Source organism: Sphingomonas sp. (genome assembly GCF_041661825.1).
Lineage (GTDB): Bacteria > Pseudomonadota > Alphaproteobacteria > Sphingomonadales > Sphingomonadaceae > Sphingomonas.
Map to the genome: position 1 here is coordinate 491,784 of NZ_JBAZTU010000005.1, position 23,376 is coordinate 515,159.

A 23,376-nucleotide genomic window follows, 5' to 3' on the forward strand; every position below is an offset into this window, starting at 1 on the left:
CCGGGGATCGGTCGCGTCCCGCATCTTTGTTGACGGCGCAAGCGCCGGCGGAACATTCGTCGAACATGCACAAGGCGGCGGCGAAGGGCAAGGGGGTAGGCGCTGGCCAACTATCCTCGAAATCCGCTGTTTTTCGGGCCATTCCGGGCCAATTTAAAAAAACTGCTTAATGTCGCATTTACCCTGCCGTTCTTCTCGTAGACGGTTCGATCCATCGCTTTGGGGGCGGCGGGAGGACGTCCGGAGATTGAACATGACTGTTATCGGCACCAACGTTGCCGCGCTCCGCGCGACCAACGCATCGAACGCAGCGTCGAAAGCGCTGCAGACCAGCATCGAGCGCCTGTCGACCGGCAAGCGCATCAACAGCGCGAAGGACGACGCGGCAGGCTCCGCCATCGCTTCTTCCATGACCTCGCAGATCCGCGGCCAGAGCCAGGCGATCCGCAACGCGAACGACGGCATCTCGCTCGCCCAGACCGCCGACGGCGCGCTGAGCGAAGTCACCAACATCCTGCAGCGTATCCGCGAACTGTCGGTCCAGTCGGCTTCGGGTACCTATTCCGATGACGATCGCACCAATCTGCAGGTCGAAGTCACCGGCCTTGCCGCCCAGCTCGCCGACATCGTCGAGAAGACCAACTTCAACGGCGTGACCCTGTTCGGCGCCAGCGATATCGCGGTCAACATCCAGACCGGCTCCGCCTCGACCGACCAGGTCGCGATCACGATCAGCGCGCTGGACCTGGACGATGTGGGCGATATCGACATCTCGGATGCCGATGGCGCCACCGACGCGCTCGACTCGCTCGACACCGCCCTGCTCGCCGTGAACACGACCCGTTCGTCGATCGGCGCAAGCCAGAGCCGCCTCGAATCGGTGGTCAACAATCTGACGACCAGTGTTGCCAACCTGACCGATGCGCGCAGCCGGGTGGAAGACGTCGACTTCTCGACGGAGACCATCGCGCTCGCCAAGGCCCAGATCCTGAGCCAGGCATCGACGGCGCTGCTCGCCCAGGCCAACCAGACCCAGCAGGGCGTCCTCTCCCTGCTGAAATAAACTCGCCAGCGGCCAAGGCACCGCCCCCGAGGTGCCGAGGCCGCCCGTGGAGTCCACGGTGCGACCGCGCCGGCCCGCAGGGGCCGTGCGCGGCGCAGCGCGTTCGGCGGTATGGGCGGCGTTACGCGCTTTGCTTGCCTTTCGATCTGTGCCACATGCTCGACCATACCCGAAATTCAGATTCGGTTGTCGAAGGAGAGCATATATGGCCAGCGCCGCCGAAGCCGACGTCGCCGTCACCCCGATCGACGCGTTCCGTCAGGAAACGCGCGCATGGCTCGAGGCGCATTTCCCGCCCTCGCTGAAGGGCAAGGAAAACCCGATGGCGACGGTCGAGGGGCCGAGTGCGCTTTCGGATGAAGAGGCGGCCTGGAAAAAGGCGTTCGGCGAGAAGGGCTGGGGCGTGCCGACTTGGCCCGCGGCCTATGGCGGCGGCGGACTCGACCGCGCTCAGGCGCGCGTGCTGGGCGAGGAAATGGCGCGGATCGGCGCCTGGAACCCGATCGGCGGCATGGGCATCATGATGTTCGGCCCGACCCTGCTCGAATATGGCAGTGAGGAGCAGAAGCTGGAGCATATCCCGGCGATCGCCAAGGGCGAGGTGCGGTGGTGCCAGGGCTATTCGGAGCCGGGGGCTGGATCGGACCTGGCGAGCTTGCAGATGTTCGCCGAAGACAAGGGCGATCATTATCTCGTCAACGGTCAGAAGACCTGGACCTCGGGCGGCCAATGGGCCGACAAATGCTTTGCGCTGGTGCGGACCGACAAATCGAAAAAGCATGAAGGCATCAGCTTTCTGCTGATCGACATGACCTCGCCGGGTGTCGAGGTGAAGCCGATCAAGATGATCTCCGGCGCGTCGCCCTTCTGCGAGACCTTCTTCACGGATGTGAAGGTGCCCAAGGGGAATCTCGTCGGCCGCGAGGGCGAAGGCTGGACCATCGGCAAGCGGCTGCTCCAGCACGAACGGCAGAATTTGTCGGGCGGCGGCTCGCTCAGCCGGCTGTTCGGCGGCACGTCGATGGGGGCGCTCGCCAAGCAATATCGCGGGACTGACGAGCAGGGCCGGGTCGACGATAGCGACCTGCGCATGCGCATCGTGCGCCACGAGATGGACAGCCGCGCCTTCGCGCTGACCCTGCGCCGCGCCGCGCTCGAAGCGAAATCGAACCAGGGGCCGTCCGCCGCGACGTCGATCATGAAGAATGTCGGCGCGCGCATCACCCAGGACCGCGCCGAGCTGTCGATCGAGATCATGGGCATGAACGGGCTCGGCTGGGACGGCGAGGGCTTTACCGAAGCCGAGCTGAGCCAGACCCGCACCTGGCTCTGGGGCAAGGCAGTGTCGATCTATGGTGGGTCGACCGAGATCCAGAACAACGTGATCGCCAAGCGCATCCTCGGGATGCTCGACCACCAATAACCGATGATTGCCGTCACCCCGGACTGGTTCCGGGGTCCATCGTACCGCGAACGATGGGCTGGAGGTTCTGGCGGCAGCGCAGGCGGATCGATGGATGCCGGAACAAGTCCGGCATGACGGAAGTAGTTTCAAGGGGCAGGATGATGGCCGTACTCAACGACGAACAGACGATGCTGCGCGACATGGCGCGCGAATGGGCGGACAATGAGTCCCCCGTCGGTGCCTTTCGCAAGATGCGCGATGCCGCGCCGGCTGAGGGCTATGATGCCGCCGCCTGGGCCGAGATGGGCCAGATGGGCTGGGCGGGGATCGTCGTGCCCGAGGCCTTTGGCGGATCGGAATTCGGCTATCTCTCGCTCGGGCTGGTGCTTGAGCAGCTCGGGCGCAATCTCGCTGCCTCTCCTTTGGCCTCGACCGCAGCCGCGGCGACCGCGATCGTGCTGGGCGGATCGGATACGGCCAAGGCTGAGTGGCTGCCGAAGATTGCGGCCGGCGAGGTCGTCGCAACGCTCGCGGTCGACGAAGGACCAGTCCATAATCCAGCAAAGATCACGACGAGCGTCTCGGGCGGCAAGATCAGCGGCACCAAACAGTTCGTCGCGGAGGGCGACAGCGCCGGCCTGTTCGTCGTTGCGGCGGCTGATGGACTGTATCTTGTCCCGGACGGCCCCGGAGTCTCGCGGTCAACGCGGCATATGGCGGATTCGCGCAGCCATGCCCAGGTGACCTTCGACGGCGCTGCCGCGGAGAAGCTTGGCGGGACCGATCTGACCGCGAAGGTGATCGACCGTGCCACCGCCGCGCTCTGCGCCGAAATGCTCGGCATGGCGGAGCAGGCCTTTGCGACCACCAACGACTATCTCAAGACGCGCGTGCAGTTCGGCCAGCAGCTCTCGACCTTCCAGGCGCTGCAGCATCGCATGGCGAAGATGTTCACCGAACTCGAGCTGATGCGCTCCGCGGTGGAGGGTGCGCTGGAGGCGATCGACGCGAACCGTTCGGACGTCGACCAGGCAGTGAGCCTGGCCAAGGCGGTGGCGGGCGACACGCTCAATCTGGTCAGCCGCGAGCTGATCCAGCTCCACGGCGGCATCGGCATGACCGACGAGCATGATGCCGGCTTCTATATCAAGCGCGCCCGCGTGCTGGAGACGATGTGGGGCAATGCCGCCTATCACCGCGAGCGCTTCGCCCGACTCAACGGCTACTGACCCTCACCCCCAGCCCTGCATGACAGGCGTCGCCCAACCGGGCGGCGCCTGTTTTCATGTGTGCCGCGGCAGGGGAGATATAGCCAATTCGAATATGGGTTCTGGCCGTTCCGGCTCCTTGTGGCTGGTGCAGAACGGCAACACACAGAAACGGGTACCGTTTCGAAACGCGTCTTTTACTTGACGTAACGTCAATCTCTCTATCAATTCGAGTTTACGGTACGGGATCATGGAGCATCCCGGCTTAAGGGGAGAGAGAGATGCTCAGGAAGCAGTATTTATCGGCGTGCGCCGTTTCGGCCCTCGCGCTCGGCCTTGCGACGCCGGCCTTCGCCCAAAGCACGGTTGCCGACCAGGACGATGCCGGCCAGACCACGCCCGACATCGTCGTCACCGGATCGTTGATCAAAGGCACGCCCGAAGACGCGGCGCTGCCGGTCGACGTGATCTCCTCCGAAGAGCTTCTCAAACAGGGCAGCCCGTCCGCGGTCGAGATGCTGAAGGCATTGCCGACCTCGAACGGCGTGCTCGGCGATTCCAACCAGTTCGACAGCCGCTCGCAGGGCGCCGAGGGCATCGCCACGGTCAACCTTCGCGGCCTCGGCCCGCAGCGCACCCTGGTACTGCTCAACAACAAGCGCCTGGTCGCGGCCGGCAACGGCATTCCCTCGATCGACATCAACATGATCCCGCAGGCGGCGATCGGCCGGATCGAGGTGCTGAAGGACGGCGCCGCGGCGACCTATGGATCGGACGCGGTGGCGGGCGTGGTGAACTTCCTCACCAAGACCGACCAGAAGGGCTTCCTCGTCGCCGGCAGCTACAAGTTCGTCAACGACAGCGTCGGCGATTACGATATCTCCGCGAGCTTCGGCCATCAGGGCAACGGCTTCCGCGTGTTGCTCGCGGCGGGCTTCCAGTCGCGCGGCGAACTGCTCGCACGGGAACGCGATTTCGCGACCCTGCCGTTCGCGACCAATCCGGAAGGCGGCTGGACCGGCGGCGGCAACCCCGCGACCTTCGTCGCGCTGGGCCCGACGGGCGCCGCGATCACCAACCCCATGCCCGACCTCAGCTGCGTCGCGCTCGGCGGTGTCATCACCGCACAGAACCGCTGCGCCACCCAATACAGCCCCTATGACGCACTGGTCGACACCGAGCGGCGCGGCCAAGCCTATGTCGAGGTAGGGGTTGATGTCGCCCCGGATATCGAGCTCGAGGTGAGCGCCCTGTTCGGCCGGTCGACGGTGCCGCACTACCGCACCTCGCCTTCCTATCTGCTGACCCAGGCGCCCTCGTCAGCGGCGGGTATTACCCAGAGCGGCTTCTTCGTTCCGGCCAATAATCCGGGCCTGGTCCAATATAAATTGCAGAACCCGACCCAGATCCCGGCGGGCATCGGCGTGCTGTTCCCGACCCTGCTCTACCGGCCGTTCCTGACCGGCGGCAACCCGATGTTCTCCGACCCCGACAGCAACGATCCCGGCGCATCGATCGGCATGCGCAAATCGGAATCGGAACGCTTCACCGCGACCCTGTCGGGCAAGCTGAGCGACAGCCTCGATTTCAATATCAACGCGACCTATCACCATTATTACCGGTACATCGACGGCTATGACTCGTTCGGCGACCGCGTCCAACTCGCCCTGCGCGGGCTTGGCGGCGCGAACTGCACCGGCACGACGCCTGGCGCAAATGGCTGTCTGTGGCTCAATCCGTTCGGCAATGCCGTGCAGAGCAATCTGGCCACCGGTGCGACCAACCCAGCTTACACCGCCACCGTTGCCAACAACGCCGAGCTGGCGCGATGGTTCTTCGTCAAATCGTTCAGCCAGACCGACACCTCGCTGTTCGTCGGCGAGGCGAGCATCAGCGGCAGGACGGGGCTGACCTTGCCGGGCGGCGACGTGCAGTTCGGCATCGGCGCGCAATATCGCCGCGACACCTACAAGGTGAACTACGGCAACAACAACAATCTGGCGGTCAACCCATGCCGCGAATCGCCGCTCAACGGCAATGTCGGCGCCTGCCGGCCCAACCAGACCACACCTGGGGTCAACCCGCCGGCGACCGGCGCCTTGGCTTTCCTCGGCACCAACTCGAACGCAAGTGCCTCGGGCGACGTGATCGCGACCTATGGCGAGCTCCAGATTCCGGTCTTCGACATCCTCAACGTGCAGCTTGCCGCGCGCTATGAGGATTATGGCGGCGGTGTGGGGTCGACCTTCGATCCGCAGGCACGCGTCCGGTTGCAGGCGACACCGTGGCTCGCCTTCCGCGGCGGCATCGGCACCACGTTCCGCGGCCCGCGCAACGAGAATCTCAATGCCGGATCGGTCACCTCGCTCCAGCTGATCGGCACCAGCTTCCGCCCGGTCGACGTGTTCGGCAACGCGGCGCTCACGCCGGAATCCTCGCGCAACATCTCGGGTGGCGTGCTGCTCAACTTTGGCGGGTTCACCGCCAGCGTCGACTATTTCAACTACAAGCTGAAGGACTCGATCCTGTTCGAGCCGGTCGCCGGCATCGTCAACACGCTGTTCGCCAATGCCGCGAACTGTACCGACCCGGCCTTTGCCAATCTGCGCAAGCGGTTCCAGTTCAACGACGGCAACGGCGTGGCGGGCGCGGGCACCTGCGCCATCGCCAACATCTCGCGGCTGCGCACCCAGATCATCAACGGTTCGGGCATCAAGAACAGCGGGCTCGATTTCGCGGCCAATTATCGTACCGATATCGGCGCGGCGCGCTTCGGCGCCGGCGTGACTGCGACCTACACGATCGAGTACAAGAGCGAGGACCAGGTCGTCGAAGGCGTCGTCGTGCAAAAGGCGTTCGACGCGGCGGGCAAGCTCAACTTCCAGACCACCGCCTATCCGGTGCCGAAATGGAAGGGCCAGGCCTATATCGATCTCGGCGCGGGCATCTTCGATGCGCGGCTGACCGGGACCTATATCGACAAATATCGCGACCAGCGCGCCGACACCAATTCGGGGCCGTTCGCGCCGCGTGCCGATATCGCCGGTGCGCCGATCCTGATGCAGGGCGCCGACATCAAATCCTATTTCACTGCCGATTTCAGCCTGCGCGCGCGCCTGCCCTGGGACACGACGCTCAGCCTGACGGTGATGAACATCTTCGACCGCGATCCTTCCTTCGCGCGACTCGATTACAATTACGACCCGTTCACCGGCAGCCCGCTGGGCCGCAATTACAAGGTCGGCCTGTCGAAGAAGTTCTGATCTTCTTCGACACCCTCTGGCCCGCCGCTTCTCCCTTGGACGGCGGGCCGTTTTTTGCCCTGTAACCCGAGTATCCCCATGGCTTTCTCCCCGGAAAATGCGCCAGAAACCGCCGATGCGCTGGCGCTCCGCCGCCGCCGGCTGACCCTGGCGCTGCTGACCTTCGTCTATTTCTTCAGCTATATGGACCGGCAGATCCTTGCGATTCTGCTCGAGCTGATCCGCAAGGACCTGCTGCTGACCGACACGCAGCTCGGCCTATTGTCGGGCCTGGCCTTCGCGATCTTCTATGCCGGGCTGGGCATTCCGGTGGCCCGACTGGCGGACCGGACCAGCCGCAAGAAGATCATCGTGCTGTCGCTGGCATTATGGAGCGCGATGACGGCGGTGTGCGGCCTCGCCACCAACTTCCTGCAGTTGCTGCTCGCGCGGATCGGCGTCGGCGTGGGTGAGGCCGGGTCGAGCCCGCCCAGCCATTCGATGATCGCCGATCTCTACGCGCCGCACGAGCGGGCGAGCGCGATGGCGATCTATTCGCTCGGCGTGGTGCTCGGCGCGGCGTTCGGCACGATCATCGGCGGGACGATCGGCCATTTCTATGGCTGGCGCGCGGCGATGTTCGTGGTCGGCCTGCCCGGGTTGCTGCTCGCGGCGATCGTCTGGCTGTTCGTGATCGAGCCGCGCCGCGGCCTCTCCGACGGGCGCACCACAGCCGAGCAGGAACGCGAGGCGATCCCGAGCCTGGGCGCGGGCTTCACCTCGATCTGGCAGGACCGGGCGGCGCGGCATCTGGTCGCCGCGGTCACGCTGACCTCGATGATCGGCTATGGCCATGCCCAATGGGGGCCAAGCTTCATCCTGCGCTCCTTCGACGTCTCACTGCTGACTATCTCCTGGGTGATCGCCCCGGTCGGCGCGATCTTCGCGACCGTCTCCGGCGTCGTCGGCGGCATTCTGGCCGACCGGCTGGCGAAGAAGCGCGGGCTGCACTGGCAAAGCTGGATGGTCGGCATCCTGAAGACGATCGCGCTGCCGTTCAGCCTGATCTTCTATTTCCTCCACGACGCCAATGTCGCGATCGCGGCCTATTTCCTCGCGCTGCTGTTCGCGTCGAGCTATCTCGGCCCGACCTTCGCGCTGCTGCAGGGGCTCGCCCCGATGCGGCTGCGCGCGCTCTGGGCGGCGATCACCCTGCTGGTGATCAATCTGATCGGGCTCGGGCTTGGGCCGACGCTGGTCGGGCGGATCAGCGACATGCTGCGCCCGACGTACGGCGAGGAATCGCTGCGCTGGGCGATGTTCGTCTTCGCGGTGGCGACGCCCTGGGCGATCTTCCACTATTGGCGGGCCGGCGTGATCCTGAAGCAGCGCGGGCAGGTGACGGCGGGAGCGTAAACCCCTATCTCCCGTCGATGCCCAAACCAAAGCGTTCGCCCGGCCTTCCAACCCGCGAGCAGATCCTCGACTTCATCGCCTCGTCGGATACCCCCGCCGGCAAGCGCGAGATCGCGCGCGCCTTCGGCCTGACCGCGCAGGAGAAGATCGGCCTCAAGGCCCTGCTCAAGGACATGGCCGACGAGGGGCTGATCGACAGCGCCCCCGGCCGCGCTTTCCATAAATTGGGCGGCCTGCCCAAGGTGACTGTGCTGCGCATCGCCGACGTCGATGACGGCGGCAATGTATGGGCCGTGCCCGAGCGCTGGGAGTCCGATGCGCCCGCGCCGCGCCTGAGGGTGCGCGAGCGCAAGCATGGCGCCTTGGCCATTGGCGACCGGGTGCTGGCGCGGACCGAGGAAGCCGGCAATGGCTGGATCGCCCATCCGATGAAACAGCTCGCGCGCGGCGAGGAACTGGTACTCGGCGTGCTGCATCAGGAGGGCGGCAAGCTCTGGCTGCAGGGCGTCGAGAAGAAGGAACGGCGCGAATTTCTGGTGTCCGACGCCGGCGGTGCCGAGCCGGGCGACCTGGTGCTGGCCGAAAAGGCCGGGCGCCCGCCGCGGATCACGGTGCGGGTGACCGAACGCCTCGGCGATCCCTTCGCGCCGCGCAGCTTCTCGCTGATCGCGATCCACAAGCTGAGCATCCCCAATGTCTTCACGCCGGAGACGATCGAGGAAGCCGCGCGGGTCGCGCAGACCCCGCTTGGGGATGGACGCGAGGACCTGCGCGATCTGCCGATCGTCGCGATCGACCCGGCCGACGCGCGCGACCATGACGACGCCGTCTGGGCCGCGCCCGACGACGATCCCGCGAACGAGGGTGGATGGAAGGCGATCGTCGCGATCGCCGATGTCAGCTTCTATGTCCGCCCCGGATCCGAGCTCGACCGCGAAGCGCGGCGGCGCGGCAACAGCGTCTATTTCCCCGACCGCGTCGTGCCGATGCTGCCCGAGGAATTGTCCGCCGACATGTGCTCGCTGAAGCAGGGTGTCGATCGCGGGGCGCTGGCGTGCCATCTGCGGATCGCGAAGGACGGGACGCTGAAAAGCTGGCGCTTCACGCGTGCCATTGTGCGGATCGCGGCGAACATTGCCTATGAAGATGCGCAAGCGGCGATCGACGGCACAATCGAGCATCCGCTGACCGACACTGCGCTGAAACCGCTCTGGGCCTGCTGGAAGGCGCTCAACAAGGCCCGCGCAAAGCGGGAACCGCTCGACCTCGACCTGCCCGAACGCCGCGTGGTCCTCGACGAGAAGGGCCGCATCCTGTCGGTCGCGCCGCGCGAGCGGCTCGATGCGCACAAGCTGATCGAGGATTACATGATCGCCGCCAATGTCGCGGCGGCCAAGGCGCTGGAGGTGAAAAATGCGCCGGTCATGTACCGCGACCATGAGCCGCCGAGCCGCGAGAAGCTGGTCGCGCTCAAGGAGTATCTGAAGACTTTCGGCGTCGAGTTCGCGCTGGGCCAGGTGGTGCGCCCGGCGACCTTCAACCACATCCTCGACAAGATCGGCGAGGTCGATTTCCGCCCGCAGATTATGGAGCAGGTGCTGCGCACCCAGACCCAGGCTTATTACGGCCCGGAAAATCACGGTCATTTCGGGCTCGCGCTCGGCAGTTACGCGCATTTCACCTCGCCGATCCGGCGTTACGCCGATCTGATCGTTCACCGCTCGCTGGTCAGCGCATACAAGCTCGGTCCGGGCGGCCTGACCGAGGGCGAGGCGGCCTCGATGGAGAAGATCGGCGAGAGCATCTCGATGCTCGAACGCCGCGCGATGGAGGCGGAACGCGACACGATCGACCGCTATGTCGCTGCCTTCCTGGCCGAGCGGGTCGGGCAGGTGCTCGACGTGCGGATCACCGGCGTCGCCAATTTCGGCTTCTTCGCGACGGTCGAGGGCATTGGCGGCGACGGGCTGATGCCGGTGCGCGACATCGGCGGCGAATATTTCCGCTATGAGGAGGCGGGGCGGCGCCTGATCGGCGACGAGACGGGCACTGAATATGCCAGCGGCCAGCGGCTGCAGCTCCGGCTGGCCGAAGCCAATCCCGTGTCGGGCGCGCTGCGCTTCGAGATGGTGGACGGGAAGGGCGCCCGGCCCGAGCGCGACGCGAAGCCTCACCGCGTGATCAAGCGGCGCGGGCGCCCGGCGAACATCCGCCACCAGGGCCGCAAAAAATGAGGGAGCTTCCCGCGGCCGCCCGGCGCGTGCGCGGGCCGGTGGCGGGGCATTTCCTCGCGCATCATGCGCTCTCGCCCGAGGATGCGATCGCCTTCGTGCCGAAGGATCGGGTCGAGCGCTGGTGGTTCGACCGCTTCCGCCGGATCGGCGCGCTGCGCGAAGTCGCGCCCGGGCGCTGGTGGTTCGATCTGGTCGCCTATCATCTCGACCGGGAGGCGTTCAGCCGGCGCTGGGTGCCGATCGCGATCCTGGTCTCGGTGGTCATCGCGGCCGTCGCGACGCTCTTCTATAGCAGGTGAAGCCGTGGCATGATCGCCGTGCAAGTCATTGGAGACGGGGCATGGGCGGGGCAACGGCAGGCGTGGCGGCGGCAGCGGCACGGGCGCGGCGCAAGGTCATCTCGCACTTCATGTCGAAGAACGCGGTGTCGCCGGACAATGCCGTGAGCTTCACCCCGGCACGGCGCATGGAGGAGAAATTCTTCGACCGGCTGCGCGAGAACGGTGTGCTCGCGCCCGCGAAGAACGGCACATATTATCTCGATGTACCGAAGCTTGATGCCTATCAGCGGGGCCGTCGGAAAAAGATCGGCATGGCGCTGGCCGGGCTTGCCGCGGCGCTGGCGGCGGGCGTAGGGATCGGGCTGCTGGGCTAGGGTTCGGACACTCGACCAAAACACCTCGTCACCCCGGACTTGTTCCGGGGTCCATCGTCCCGCATGCACCGCAGCCGGCTTTTGCGGAGCGATGGATGCCGGAACAAGTCCGGCATGACGGGTTGGATTTGGTGGCGAATCACCCCGCCCGGAAGGTGAGCCCCGCCTTCGCTTCGAGCCGCTTGACCAGTACCTCGCCGAGCAGCGCACCCGGCGTCCAGATCCCGCCTTCACCCGCCACGTCCTGCACCAGGCACAAGGCCGTCTCCGCGATCATCTTGCTGGTCGATCCGTATCCCGGGTCGCGATCACCGGTAACGACGGAGTCGATGCGCGTGCCGTCGGGCATCTCGCCGATGAACAGCACATCATAGTAGCCATTCTCGCGTTCCTCCTTCGACGGGCCTTCGCCGGGCTTGGGGCCCTTGTCGCTGGCGAGCGGATTGATCTTCGCGATCGCTTCGGCCGCCGCCCTGCCGATGTCGCCGAGCCCTGCGACCATCATCTCGTCATAGACGAAGTCGGCGCCATAGGCCTCGCCGAGGAGGAAATTGGTGCGATGGACATTCTTGGTGTTGATCGGCGCCATGATGAACGGCGCGACCCAGGCCTCGATCGTCTTGTCATAATCGGGCAGCAGCCCGCGCGGCTGGCTCGGCCCCTGAAAGCCGGGGGTCAGCGAGAAGGGGTTGGTCAGCAGCCCGAGGATCGACGGGTCGCGCGCCGCCGCGGCCAGCGTCGCCTTGAGGCTCGCCGCGGTGCCGCCGGAAAAGCCGCCCTGCATCTTGCGCACCCGGCATTTCACGCGGGGGGCGGGCTTGCCGTGTTTCAGCTTCGCCGCATTCTGCAAGGTCAGCACGCCGAGATCGAACGGGATCGAATCGAACCCGCAGGAAAAGACGATGCGCGCGCCGGTGCGCTGCGCGGTCTCGTGATGCGCGTCGATCATGTGGCGCATCCAGGCCGGCTCGCCGCACAGATCCACATAAGCGGTGCCCGTCTCGGCACAGGCGGCGACCAGGTCGCTGCCGTAAAGCTGGTACGGGCCGACCGTGGTGAGCATCACCGTCGTGCGCTCGCACAATGCCTTGAGCGTGGCGGGATCGTCGGAATTGGCGGTGAGCAGCGGCGTGTCGGCAGGCGCGCCGATCTCGTCGCGCACCTCCTGCAGCTTCGAGAGCGACCGACCGGCCATCGCCCAGCGCGGACGATCCGGGCCGGTATAGGTCTGGACCAGATATTCCGCGACCAGGCGCCCGGTGAAGCCGGTGGCACCGTACACAATGATGTCGAAGTCGCGCATCTCGCTCTCCTCTCGTCACCCCGGACATGTTCCGGGGGCCCCTGTCCGAAGCAATATCGGAGTGTGGGGCACAGCGGATGCCGGAACAAGCCCGGCATGACGCGCTATCGACATGCGGTGAATCGACTCAAAGCGGATCTGACGCGTCGGCGATTTCCATCCGGCGAGTCGCGGGATCAAGCGGGAACGTAGGTCAGCCTGATCACGTCCTCGCCCATCCGATCATTGGTCACCAGGCGGAGCGGCGGCCGGGGGCCGGCGAAATAGGGCGTGCCGTGACCAAGTACGACGGGGTGCAGGTAGATGCGATACTCATCGATCAGGCCAAGGTCGGTGAGGCTTCGCGCCAGGTGCGGGCCGGCAACTTCGATCTCCCCGTCGCGCTCGGCCTTCAGCTTGCGGATCGCGCCCTCGAGATCAGCCCCAACAAGCTCGGCGTTGGGGCCGACCGATTTCAACGAGCGCGAGACGACCCATTTCGGCTGGTTCCGCCACGCCGCGGCGAAGGCATGTCTCGCCGCATCCCATTCAGGATGATCGTCATCCCAGTACCGCATGATCTCATACAAGTTGCGACCATAGATGCTGCCCGCCTGCCCCTGAGCCTCCTCGATGAAGTGGCGGAAGAGTATGGGCCCCGGCGCGAACCCCATATGGTCGACATAGCCGTCCAGAGACTGGTTCATTCCAAAGACGAGCTTGGCCATGCTGTAAAATCTCCATCTCGTGCCGCTCTCACGCAGGCACAGGCTCGGGCGCGAAGGATGCCAATTGCGCGTTCAGCGCCCGCTCGAAGGCGGGGCGGCTCATGCACCGATCGCGATAGGCGATCAGGTTGGGGAATTCGGCGAGCAGCGCATCGTCCGAAACCTCGCGCAGCACCGTCGTCATGATGATATCGGCCGCGCTGAAGTCGCCTTCGAGATACTCCTTTTCGCCCAGCCAGCCTGATACGCCTGCCAACCGCCCGCGCAGGTTGTCGATCACCTGCGGCCGTCGGAGTTTGCCCCATTCGGCGTCCGGATTGAACGTGTCGATATCGACCAGATCGAACACGAACGGCTCCACGCTGTTGAGCGCGGCGGTGACCCAGGTGAGTACGCGCGAGCGGCCTGCCGCGCCTTCCGGCATCAGCTTGTCGGAACGCTCGGCGATGCGCAGCACCATCGCGCCGCTTTCGAACATCTGCACTTCGTCGTCGCGATAGGCCGGCACCTGGCCGAAGGGCTGCTCGCGGCGATAATCCTCGCCCTTGGCCGTTTCGAAGCCGATCAGCCGCTCGGCATAGCCAAGACCGGCCTCCTCGCATGCCCAGCGCGGCCGCAAGTCCCGGACGAAGCCGCGCGCGAGCTCCGGCACCCAGGCGAAACTTGTAATCTCGATGGTGGCATTGGGATCGATCGGCACGCGGCACATCCTCTTAGTGAGCGCTTGACAGAATCAGTTGATATCAACATAAATTACCCATGTCAAAACCCGGTCTCGTTCCTTTCGACCAGACGCATTTCGTGCGCGATCATTGCCTGTGCCTGGCCACCCAGCGCGCAGCGCGGGCCCTGTCGCGACGGTTCGACGAAGCCTTCCGAGTCTTCGGCATCACCAGCGGCCAGTTCTCGCTGCTGAATGCGCTCAACCGGCCCAGGCCGCCGTCACTCGGTCCGGTCGCCGACCTGCTGGCGATGGATCGCACCAGTCTGACCGCCAATCTCAAGCCGTTACAGCGCGATGGCCTGGTGCTCGTGGAATCGGACTCGTCGGACCGGCGCATCAAGCGGTTGGTGCTCACGGCGGCGGGAAAGCAGGTGCTGGCGGAGGCCATGCCCGTGTGGAGCAGCGTCCATGGCGAGATCGACAGAGACCTGGTGACGCGTGCCGCCAGCGGCGAGGCGCTGCGCACGGGCCTCGGCGCGCTGCTCTGACGTTTCATGGGACACTTGTTGGAAATAACCGGCCGCGCGTCCCGCGATTGGCGCTGCGCGTGAGTCAGTCTTCCAATTAAGAATTTGATATAAAACGATATTATGTGTGACACCCGAAGGTGTCGGCGGGAGATATGGGACAAGCTGGTGTCCCATATCTCCCGCCGCTCGTCCCGCAGCCTTGCCGTCGGCGTTGATTCAACGGTGCCACGGAATCTGGCATGCCATCCTTACCGGACTTGAGCCGGCTCGCTCTTTCCTATTGTCGGAACAGCTGCAAACGGGATGGACGGCTAGATACCCGCCCCGAGGTCGAGGAAATCGCCCGCGCTGAGATGTGCGGCCTCGGGATTGGCGAGTTGCCCGACCAGCCGGTCGACCTGCACCGCGATCTCCGGAACCGCGGTGATCTCCCACCATTGCGGGCAGGTGAGCGCGCCGAGCGCGAACAGCCAGGTCGAGGTGCGGCGATCCGTGTCGAGCAGCGCGCAATTGTTGGTTTCGAGACCCAGGCCGAGGTCATCCGGCAGGGCGAGACCCTGATCGCGCAGGTCGGCGAGCAGCGGAATGGCGATCGCGCCGGCGTCGCGGCGCGGCCCGGTGCAGTTGACCACCCGGGCAGCCGCGAAACGGCGCTCGCCGCCATGGCGCGGGGCGAGAGCGACCTCGACCTTGTCACCCGCTAGCTGATAGCCGCGCAGGCGCGCTGGCAGGATCTCCAGCCGACCGCGCCCGGTCTCGGCGTGGAGCGCGTCATGGATGCGCTGCGCCATGCGGTGGCGATGAACGTCCCAGCGGGTGCGGAGATGCCGGAGGAACTGGCGCTTCTCGCGCGTCGACCAGCTGCTCCACACCGCCGGGATGGCAGGACGGGCGGCGTCGAACACGCGCTGCCACGGGATGCCGCGCGTCTCGGCGGTCGCGACCTGTTCGCGGATCAGGCGCATCAGCCGGCGCGGCGAGGCAGGCAGGGCGGCCTCGAGGAACGCCGGCCATGCGCCGCCGCCTGCATGCACCTGCGGCAACAGACCGCGCCGCGAGGTAGCGAGGATCGGGCCGCGATGGCCCGCTGCCGTGAGCTTCAGCACGATATCGACCGTGGTCAGGCCGGTGCCGAGCAGCAGCAGGGGATCGTCGGGCTGAAGGCCGTCGAACGCATCGGGTGCCCAGGGATCGGGCACGAAGCCGGGGCTGTCGTAGAACCATTGATCCGGCCCGCCCGGCGCACGCGGGGCGAGGTTGCCGGTGGCGAGCACCACCGCATCGACCGGGATCTCGCGGCCGTCGCTCAGCCGGATCGTGCGGTCGGGGCGAGCAAGCACGCGTACCGCCTCGCCGCGGATCAGCGACAGGCTGGGGCCGTTGCCCGTGACCAGCGCCGCTTCCAGCCGTTCCTCGAGATAGGCGCCGAACAATGCGCGCGGCACGAACACGCCGTGCAGGTCGCCGCCGCTTTCCTCAAGCCCGGTCGAGAGTGCCTCCCGGGCGTTCGGGTTGGCCTGGAGCCAGTCGGCGAAACCGGGTTTCAGCCCGACTTCCATCCGGCTGATCGGCACGTTGAGCAAATGCTGCGGCGTGCAGGCGCCGTACGCCAGGCCGCGGCCGATGCGACGCGTCGCCTCGATCACGATCACGTGGAAATCGGGGCGCGCCGCGGCCAGTTTCAGGCCGAACAGCGTACCGCTCATGCCGCCGCCGATGACCGCGACGGTGTGGACCTTGGCTCTGCTCAAGCTACGCTGCCTCGCTGAACTGCAGGCTGGCAAGCCGCGCATACAGGCCGTTCTGGCCGATCAGCGAGCCATGCGTGCCGCTTTCGACGATCTGCCCGTCGCTCATCACGATGATCCGCCCGGCGGCGCGGACGGTGGCGAGGCGGTGGGCGATGACGAGCGTGGTACGATCCTGCATCAATCGTTCGAGCGCCTCCTGCACCAGTCGCTCGCTCTCGGCGTCGAGCGCGCTGGTCGCCTCGTCGAGCAGCAGGATCGGCGCATCGCGCAGGACGGCGCGGGCGATCGCCACACGCTGGCGCTGGCCACCCGACAGGCGCGCACCGCCTTCGCCCATGAAGGTGTCGAGGCCCTGAGGCAGCTTGCGCAGGAATTCGGCGGCATTGGCGATCTCGGCGGCAGCCCAGAGCTCGTCGTCGCTTGCCTGCCATTTGCCATAGCGCAGATTGTCGCGCGCCGAGGCGCCGAAGATCACCGTCTCCTGCGGCACCATGGCGATATGGCGGCGGATATCGGCCGGGTCGGCAGCGGGCAGCGGCACGCCGTCGAGCAGGACGCGACCGGCATCGGGATCGTAGAAGCGCTGGATCAGCTGGAACAGCGTGGTCTTGCCGGCGCCCGAGGGGCCAACCACGGCGACGGTCTCGCCGGGCGTGATCGCCAGCGAAAATTCGTGCAGCGCAGCGACTTCGGGCCTGGTCGGATAGCGGAAGGTGACATTGTCGAACTCGATCGCGCCGCGTGACGTCTCCGGCAAGGCGATCGGGTTGGCCGGCGCGCGGATCTCGGGGACTTCGTCGAGCAGCTCGGCGAGGCGGCCGGCGGCGCCCGCACCGCGCAGCAGGTCGCCATATACTTCGGTCAGCGCGCCGAACGCGCCGGCGACCAGGCCACCGGTCAGCACGAATGCCGCGATCGATCCGCCGCTGATCCGGCCGGCGGCGACATCGACTGCGCCTTCCCACAGCACCAGGGTGATCGATCCGAAGATCAACCCGATGACGATCGCCGTCATGAACGCGCGCAGGATGATGCGGCGCTTGGCGGCGGTGAAGGTGGCGTTGACGGCGGCGGCGAAGCGGGCGGCCTCGCGGTCTTCCTGGCCGAACGCCTGGACGACCTTCATCGCGCCCAGTGTCTCGGACGCGATCGATCCGACATCGGCGACACGGTCCTGGCTGGTGCGCGAGAAATTGCGCACGCGGCGCCCCAGCAGCGCGATCGGCAGGATGATGACCGGGATGCCCAGCATCAGCATGCCGGCGAGCTTGGGCGAGAGGGCGAAGAGATAGATCATGCCGCCGACGCCGGTGAAGCTGTTGCGGAGCGCGACCGAGACGGTAGTGCCGACGACCTGCTCGATCAGCGTCGTGTCCGAGGTCAGCCGCGAGGAGATTTCCGACGGGCGATTCTCTTCGAAGAAGCGCGGCGCGAGGGTGAGCAGATGCCGCTGCACCGCGACGCGGATATCGGCGACGACTCGCTCGCCGAGCCAGGAGACGTAGTAGAAGCGCACCGCCGTCGCGAGCGCGAGCACCACCACGATCATCAGCAGATAGTGGAAGGAAGTGGCGACCGATCCGTCCGCCCCGGGGCCGAAGCCGCGATCGATCACCTTCTTGAAGCCGTAAGGGATTGCGATCGTCGCGGCCGAGGTGACGAGCAGGGCCAGCAACGCGGTGGCGATCTGGCGCGGATAACGCGAGGCGTGCTGCCACACCATCCTGAGATTGCCGAGCTGACGCCGCGACTGGGCGGGTTTCGCCTCGGAAACGACGGGTGAAGCGGGGACGGGCTCAGCCATGCCGGGGGACTAGGGCTTGTCCTGACTTCCCGCAATGCCCGTGAAATGGGAGCGTGCAACCCGGCTTGGGGCACGTCCCCGGATAGAACGTCCGTTTCGATTGCGTATGCTGCGCTGCACACCTATGTCCTGACCTACGACCGTGTTTTCCGATATTGGGTACGCAATGCTCTATAACGCTTATGAAATGCAGAAATCGATGCTGGCGGGTGCCAGCGCGATGGCCAATTTCGGTGCAGGAATGCTGTCGAATCCGGCCAATCCCTTCGCCTATTTCGGCGGCGGGTCGATCATCAGCTCGGCGCTGGAAGTGTTCGCCCATGCGGCGGCGCCGCGCGGCAAGCCGGATTTCGGGCTCGATCGTACCGAGATCGACGGCAAGGATGTCAGCGTCGTCGAGGAGATCGTGCTGCGCAAGCCGTTCGGCCAGCTCAAGCATTTCAAGCGCGAAGGCGTGAAGGGTGGCCCGAAGCTGCTGATCGTCGCGCCGATGTCGGGCCATTACGCCACGCTGCTGCGCGGTACGGTCGAGCGGATGCTCCCGGTGGCGGACGTCTACATCACTGACTGGCGCGACGCGAAGCTGGTGCCGCTGAGCGACGGCAGCTTCGATCTCGACGATTATATCGATTACCTGATCGAGTTCATGGAGCATGTCGGGCCCAATGAAAAAGAGGGGGGCTCGCACATGCTCGCGGTCTGCCAGCCTTCGGTACCCTGCTACGCCGCCGTCTGCCTGATGAGCGCGGACAAGAATCCGTCGCGGCCGAAGACGCTGACCATGATGGGCGGCCCGATCGACACGCGCGAGGCGCCGACCGCGGTCAACACGCTGGCGACCGAACGGCCGCACAGCTGGTTCGAGAACAATGTCATCGCGACCATCCCGGCGACCTATCCGGGCGCGGGACGGCGGGTCTATCCCGGCTTCCTGCAGCTCAGCGGGTTCATGACGATGAACCTCGGCAACCACATGATGTCGCATTACGAGATGTTCAAACACCTGGTGCAGGGCGACGACGACAGCGCGAACCAGACCAAGGATTTCTACGAGGAATATCGCTCGGTCTGCGACATGACCGCCGAATTCTACCTCCAGACGATCGACGTGGTGTTCCAGGACCATTCCTTGCCCAAGGGCACGATGACTCATCGTGGCCGGCTGGTCGATCCGGCGGCGATCACCGATATCGGCATCCTCGCGATCGAGGGGCAGCGCGACGACATCTCCGGCCTGGGGCAGACCAAGGCGGCGCTGAAGCTGGCGACCAAGCTTCCCGAAGCGAAGAAGAAGTACGTCGTGGCAGATGCCGGCCATTACGGCATCTTCAACGGCAGCAAATGGCGCAACCAGATCGCGCCGGAGCTCGAAGAGTGGATGAAGACCAACGCCTGATCAGGCCGCGGTCCTGAATAGGACCGTCCCGGGCCGGCTGGAACAGCCGCCCACCACCATCCGTTGACGCGCATCACTCAGGAGAGAATCGATGCGTAGCAACAAGATGGCGCTTGCCGCGGCTCTGGCACTGGCCGGGCTGACCGTCTCCGGATGCCGTTACGGCCATCCCGGCAATGCGAGCGACCGGCATCACGGCCGCCACGGTGGTGATCATGGCGGCGATGGCGACCACGACCATCATCGCTGATCGCTGCTAGTCGTTATGTAGCGCTGCAGCGGCGCCCATCAGTTCCAGGTCGGACCGGTTGACGATCGCGACCGGCACTTCGCCCAATTGCCGGCGAAAGGCGTCCTTTGCCTCGAGGCGACTGCGGAAGCGGGCATCGTTCAAATGCGCCTGCAACGCACGCGGGATCGGGCCGGTCAGGTACACGCCCTCCCAGGCGCCAAAGGTGAGGACCAGATCGCCGATGAACGAGCCCAGATAGCCGGCGACCATCCTTGCTACCGCGGTCGACACCGGATCGCGGCCGGCGGAACGAGTCACTTCCTCGGGGCTGCCGATCGTCTTGCCGTCGGCCAGTGCGGCATAGGCCGAGACCAGCCCACCGGCGCTGAGCAGGGCCTCGGCGCTGGTCGCGCCCCGCGTGCGGATATAGTCGGCGAACTTTGCCTCGTCCGGGCTGCCCGGAGAGAAGGTCATGTGACCCGCCTCGCTCGCGATTGGCTGAAGCTTGCCGTTCGATCCGGTGACCAGCGCCGCGACACCCAAGCCGGTACCGATACTGACCACGATATAATTGCCGCCGGGCTGGACCAGCCGGGTAGACTGGGCGCCGACGGGCGTGAAAGCGCTCTGGTTGAGCGTGGTCAGCGCCAGCGCGGTGGCGGCGCATTCGTTGAGCGCGCGGGGGCGCGACCGCAGCACGGCCTCGACACCCGAGAGCGAGATATACCAGCGGCTGCCGGTGAGGTTGATCAGGTCGCCGCGCGCCGCGCCTGCCACGGCGAGCACGCTGGGCAGCACCGCGTCGCGTTGGCCGACCTCGGAAAGATAGGCGAGCAAAGCGCTGGTGAAGGTGGCATGTTCGGCGGTGTGATAGCTGCGGACGTCGCGCGGCACGATGCCCGCGGCTCCGCCGGTCAGCGCAAATCTTACTGACTGGCGGCCGATATCGGCCACCAACCCAATTTCGTCGCCTGTCATCGTCCACCCTCTGAAGTCGCCCGCCTATGCAGGAGGGTCGAACATGTGAGCGGTACCATAGGGATGGGTGCTTACCTAGATGCTAATTCGCCGCCAAAATGGCGGTTTTCATTGGCCGGCGCCACGCGCGGATCCGGTCCGTAGCGGTTCTCGCCCGGGGTTTCGGGGAGGAAGTACAGGACGAATATCGCCAATATGGCGATCACCGATCCGACCAGCAGGGGCGTCGTCACAGGGGTCCAGGCGAGCCATCGATGAAAGCTGAGAAAGGATATCGATGGGCCGTGACCATCGCTGCTTTCGGGCAACAGGAGCAGGATCACGGATGAAAAGATGGGCACGCCCCATAGTAGCGCCCAGCGCCATGGGCGACCCTGATCATGCAGGCGTCGCACCAGCAACGGGATGAAGGGCCAAAACAGAAGGGTCGACCAGAGCAGATCGAGCACGCCAATCGCACTCAGCGGCGATGTCTCGCGCAATGTCGGGGCCAGCCAATTGACCACGAAATTGGCAAGCATTCCGAAGAACCAGAAGGAGACGACTTCGGATCGGGTCGAGCGCCCGTGGAACCGGAAGGAATGCGCCACCGCGCGAAACGCGAGCCGCGGCGACACCCGATTGTCGATGTACCGATCGTCCATGAAGCAGGAGGGTGCCGCCCGGCACCCTCCCGGTCAAGTCACAGGACCTCGAACAGCCCGGCCGCGCCCATGCCGCCGCCGATGCACATCGTTACGACGACATATTTGGCGCCGCGGCGCTTGCCCTCGATCAGGGCGTGGCCGGTCGCGCGCGCGCCGGTCATGCCGTACGGATGGCCGATCGAGATCGCGCCGCCCGAAACGTTGAGCAGCTCGTTGGGAATGCCGAGCTTGTCGCGGCAATAGAGCACCTGCACCGCGAAGGCCTCGTTCAACTCCCACAGGCCGATATCGTCCATCTTGAGATTGAAGCGCTGGAGCAGCTTGGGGATGGCGACGACCGGGCCGATGCCCATTTCGTCGGGCTCGGTGCCGCCGACGGCGATGCCGACATAGCGACCGAGCGGTTGGAGCCCGCGCTTCTCGGCGAGCTTCTCTTCCATCAGCACCGAGGACGACGACCCGTCCGAGAGCTGGCTGGCGTTGCCGGCGGTGATCGTCATGCCCGGACCCATCACCGGCTGGAGCGCGCGCAGGCCCTCGATCGTGGTGTCGGCGCGGTTGCCCTCGTCCTTGGCGAGCGTCACTTCCTTGTAGGTGACCTCCTTGGTCTCCTTGTTGACCACCGCCATGGTCGCGGTGACCGGCACGATCTCCTTGTCGTAATAGCCGGCGGCCTGGGCGGCGGCGGTGCGCTGCTGCGACTGGAGCGCATAGTCGTCCATCACCTCGCGGCTGATGCCGTAGCGCTTGGCGACGACCTCGGCGGTGCCGAGCATCGGCATGTAGATGTCCTTGTGCATCGCGACGAGCTCAGGATCGGGCGCGACGTTCATCTTGGGCGTCTGGACCAGGCTGATGCTCTCCACGCCGCCGCCGATGGTGATGTCCATCTGGTCGATGATGATCTGCTTCGCGGCCGTCGCGATCGCCATCAGGCCCGACGAGCATTGGCGGTCGATCGACTGACCCGCGACGCTGACCGGCAGGCCGGCGCGCAGCAGCGAGGTGCGGGCGATGTTGCCCGCCTGATGGCCTTGCTGCAGTGCGCAGCCGAACACCACGTCGTCGACCTCCGCCGGATCGATCCCGGCGCGCTCGACCGCTGCCCTGATCGAATGGCTGGCGAGAGTGGGCGAGGGGGTGTTGTTGAACGCGCCGCGATAAGCGCGGCCGATCGGGGTGCGGGCGGTCGAGATGATGACGGCGGAACGCATGGTTGGGATCCTTCTTGTCTTAAGCCCCTTCCCTTCAGGGGAGGGGTTTGGGGTGGGGGAGTCGGATGGGGCCGCCGTCGCGTCTAATCATGCAGGTCAGGCCCCACCCCAACCCCTCCCCTGAAGGGGAGGGGCTTTTGGGTTCACACGAAAATCTGGGCGATCCATTCGGCGATCATCGCGGGCTTTTCCTCGCCTTCGATCTCGACGGTGAATTCGTTGGTCTGCTGCCACTGGCCGGGGCGTTTTTCGATGAACTCGAGCAGCTTGAAACGGCCGCGCACGCGCTTGCCGGAGCGGACCGGCTGGAGGAAACGGACTTTGTTGCCGCCATAATTGACCCCCATCTTCACGCCCTCGATCTGCGGCGCATCGGGTACCTTCGAGGCAAGCAGCGGCATCAACGAGAGAGTGAGGAAGCCGTGCGCAATGGTGCCGCCGAACGGCGTCATTGCCGCCATTTGCGGGTTCACATGGATGAACTGGTGATCGCCCGTCGCCTCGGCGAACTTGTCGATCATCTCCTGGCTTACCTCGACCCAGTCGGAGACGGTCTCGGTACCGATGCGGCCCGCCATTTCCTGCGCGGTGATGGTCGCCATGATGTCCTCGGCTATCAGTTGGGTTGAAGCGTCCTCTAGGCACGCTGGCCCGGCCGGCGCAAGCCTTGCCCGACCGGAAACTTTAACCGGGCCGGTGACGTAGCGTCCAACCGGGGTAAATCGGTCGCTGCGCCAGGCGCGCGCGCCGGACCGGACATTCTAAAGTCGATTTGCAGGATGTAATGGCGGGGTCGATTCGCGGTAGCCGGTAGCGGTCTCCCTTGACGGCCTTGGCGATCAAGAGCCTGTTCCGGTTGAGCGATTCGCTCGCGCAAACCAGGGGGCTGGCAGAATGCAGGTGAGGATTTCGGCGAGCGCGATTGCG

20 protein-coding genes are annotated in these 23,376 nt (G+C 65.7%); 11 read left to right on the top strand and 9 right to left on the bottom strand.

From position 1 onward, the window contains the following. Positions 1-253 precede the first annotated feature (253 nt). The 8 genes from WC729_RS24585 (at position 254) to WC729_RS24620 (ending at position 11,223) form a co-directional block, all read left to right on the top strand. Positions 254-1,063 (top strand): flagellin, encoded by an 810-nt coding sequence (locus WC729_RS24585; RefSeq protein ID WP_372857087.1) that lies wholly within the window; start codon positions 254-256, stop codon positions 1,061-1,063. Between the two features lie 205 nt (positions 1,064-1,268). Then, positions 1,269-2,486, top strand: coding sequence for an acyl-CoA dehydrogenase family protein (locus WC729_RS24590; RefSeq protein WP_372857088.1), 1,218 nt, complete (start codon positions 1,269-1,271; stop codon positions 2,484-2,486). 143 nt (positions 2,487-2,629) lie between these two features. Next, positions 2,630-3,697, top strand: a complete 1,068-nt coding sequence (locus WC729_RS24595) for an acyl-CoA dehydrogenase family protein (protein ID WP_372857089.1) — start codon at positions 2,630-2,632, stop codon at positions 3,695-3,697. A gap of 260 nt (positions 3,698-3,957) precedes the next feature. Further along, entirely contained in the window at positions 3,958-6,939 is a 2,982-nt protein-coding gene (locus WC729_RS24600) for a TonB-dependent receptor domain-containing protein (RefSeq protein WP_372857090.1), read from the top strand. Between the two features lie 78 nt (positions 6,940-7,017). Then, positions 7,018-8,334 (top strand): spinster family MFS transporter, encoded by a 1,317-nt coding sequence (locus WC729_RS24605; protein ID WP_372857091.1) that lies wholly within the window; start codon positions 7,018-7,020, stop codon positions 8,332-8,334. 17 nt (positions 8,335-8,351) lie between these two features. Further along, positions 8,352-10,568 carry a ribonuclease R family protein gene (locus WC729_RS24610; protein WP_372857092.1) on the top strand — a complete coding sequence of 739 codons (2,217 nt, stop codon included), beginning with the start codon at positions 8,352-8,354 and terminating at the stop codon, positions 10,566-10,568. Continuing rightward, positions 10,565-10,867, top strand: a complete 303-nt coding sequence (locus WC729_RS24615; RefSeq protein ID WP_372857093.1) for a hypothetical protein — start codon at positions 10,565-10,567, stop codon at positions 10,865-10,867. The genes WC729_RS24610 and WC729_RS24615 overlap by 4 nt, the downstream gene beginning before the upstream one ends. 41 nt (positions 10,868-10,908) lie before the next feature. Further along, complete coding sequence (locus WC729_RS24620) at positions 10,909-11,223, top strand: hypothetical protein (protein WP_372857094.1); 315 nt, start codon at positions 10,909-10,911, stop codon at positions 11,221-11,223. 139 nt (positions 11,224-11,362) lie between these two features. Here WC729_RS24620 and WC729_RS24625 read toward each other — a convergent pair whose 3' ends face one another. From WC729_RS24625 to WC729_RS24635, 3 genes are all read right to left on the bottom strand, one after another. Beyond that, on the bottom strand, positions 11,363-12,526 hold the full coding sequence (locus WC729_RS24625; protein WP_372857095.1) for a trans-acting enoyl reductase family protein: 1,164 nt from the start codon (positions 12,524-12,526) through the stop codon (positions 11,363-11,365). Between the two features lie 176 nt (positions 12,527-12,702). Continuing rightward, entirely contained in the window at positions 12,703-13,233 is a 531-nt protein-coding gene (locus WC729_RS24630; protein WP_372857096.1) for a dihydrofolate reductase family protein, read from the bottom strand. 28 nt (positions 13,234-13,261) lie between these two features. Continuing rightward, positions 13,262-13,933, bottom strand: coding sequence for a glutathione S-transferase family protein (locus tag WC729_RS24635; protein ID WP_372857097.1), 672 nt, complete (start codon positions 13,931-13,933; stop codon positions 13,262-13,264). 59 nt (positions 13,934-13,992) lie between these two features. On the opposite strand from WC729_RS24635, the gene WC729_RS24640 reads away from it, so the two are divergent. Next, positions 13,993-14,445 carry a MarR family winged helix-turn-helix transcriptional regulator gene (locus tag WC729_RS24640; RefSeq protein WP_372857098.1) on the top strand — a complete coding sequence of 151 codons (453 nt, stop codon included), beginning with the start codon at positions 13,993-13,995 and terminating at the stop codon, positions 14,443-14,445. Between the two features lie 293 nt (positions 14,446-14,738). Here the strand turns inward: WC729_RS24640 and WC729_RS24645 are convergent, their stop codons facing one another. After that, a complete protein-coding gene (locus tag WC729_RS24645) occupies positions 14,739-16,178 on the bottom strand; it encodes an FAD/NAD(P)-binding protein (protein WP_372857099.1) in 1,440 nt (479 codons plus the stop codon). A gap of 1 nt (position 16,179) precedes the next feature. Beyond that, on the bottom strand, positions 16,180-17,982 hold the full coding sequence (locus WC729_RS24650) for an ABC transporter transmembrane domain-containing protein (RefSeq protein WP_372857100.1): 1,803 nt from the start codon (positions 17,980-17,982) through the stop codon (positions 16,180-16,182). 166 nt (positions 17,983-18,148) lie between these two features. Between WC729_RS24650 and WC729_RS24655 the strand changes: the two genes are divergently transcribed. Further along, positions 18,149-19,378, top strand: coding sequence for a polyhydroxyalkanoate depolymerase (locus tag WC729_RS24655; protein ID WP_372857101.1), 1,230 nt, complete (start codon positions 18,149-18,151; stop codon positions 19,376-19,378). A 91-nt stretch (positions 19,379-19,469) separates the two neighbouring features. Continuing rightward, positions 19,470-19,628: a hypothetical protein gene (locus WC729_RS24660; RefSeq protein WP_372857102.1), complete on the top strand. Its 159-nt coding sequence runs from the start codon at positions 19,470-19,472 to the stop codon at positions 19,626-19,628. Between the two features lie 6 nt (positions 19,629-19,634). On the opposite strand, the gene WC729_RS24665 is transcribed toward WC729_RS24660, so the two are convergent. The 4 genes from WC729_RS24665 to WC729_RS24680 form a co-directional block, all read right to left on the bottom strand. Beyond that, positions 19,635-20,588: a glucokinase gene (locus WC729_RS24665; RefSeq protein WP_372857103.1), complete on the bottom strand. Its 954-nt coding sequence runs from the start codon at positions 20,586-20,588 to the stop codon at positions 19,635-19,637. 71 nt (positions 20,589-20,659) lie between these two features. Further along, positions 20,660-21,232, bottom strand: coding sequence for a DUF805 domain-containing protein (locus WC729_RS24670; protein WP_372857104.1), 573 nt, complete (start codon positions 21,230-21,232; stop codon positions 20,660-20,662). 38 nt (positions 21,233-21,270) lie between these two features. Next, positions 21,271-22,449 (bottom strand): acetyl-CoA C-acyltransferase, encoded by a 1,179-nt coding sequence (locus WC729_RS24675; RefSeq protein WP_372857105.1) that lies wholly within the window; start codon positions 22,447-22,449, stop codon positions 21,271-21,273. A gap of 143 nt (positions 22,450-22,592) precedes the next feature. Continuing rightward, positions 22,593-23,051 (bottom strand): MaoC family dehydratase, encoded by a 459-nt coding sequence (locus WC729_RS24680; protein ID WP_372857106.1) that lies wholly within the window; start codon positions 23,049-23,051, stop codon positions 22,593-22,595. Between the last annotated feature and the right edge of the window lie 325 nt (positions 23,052-23,376).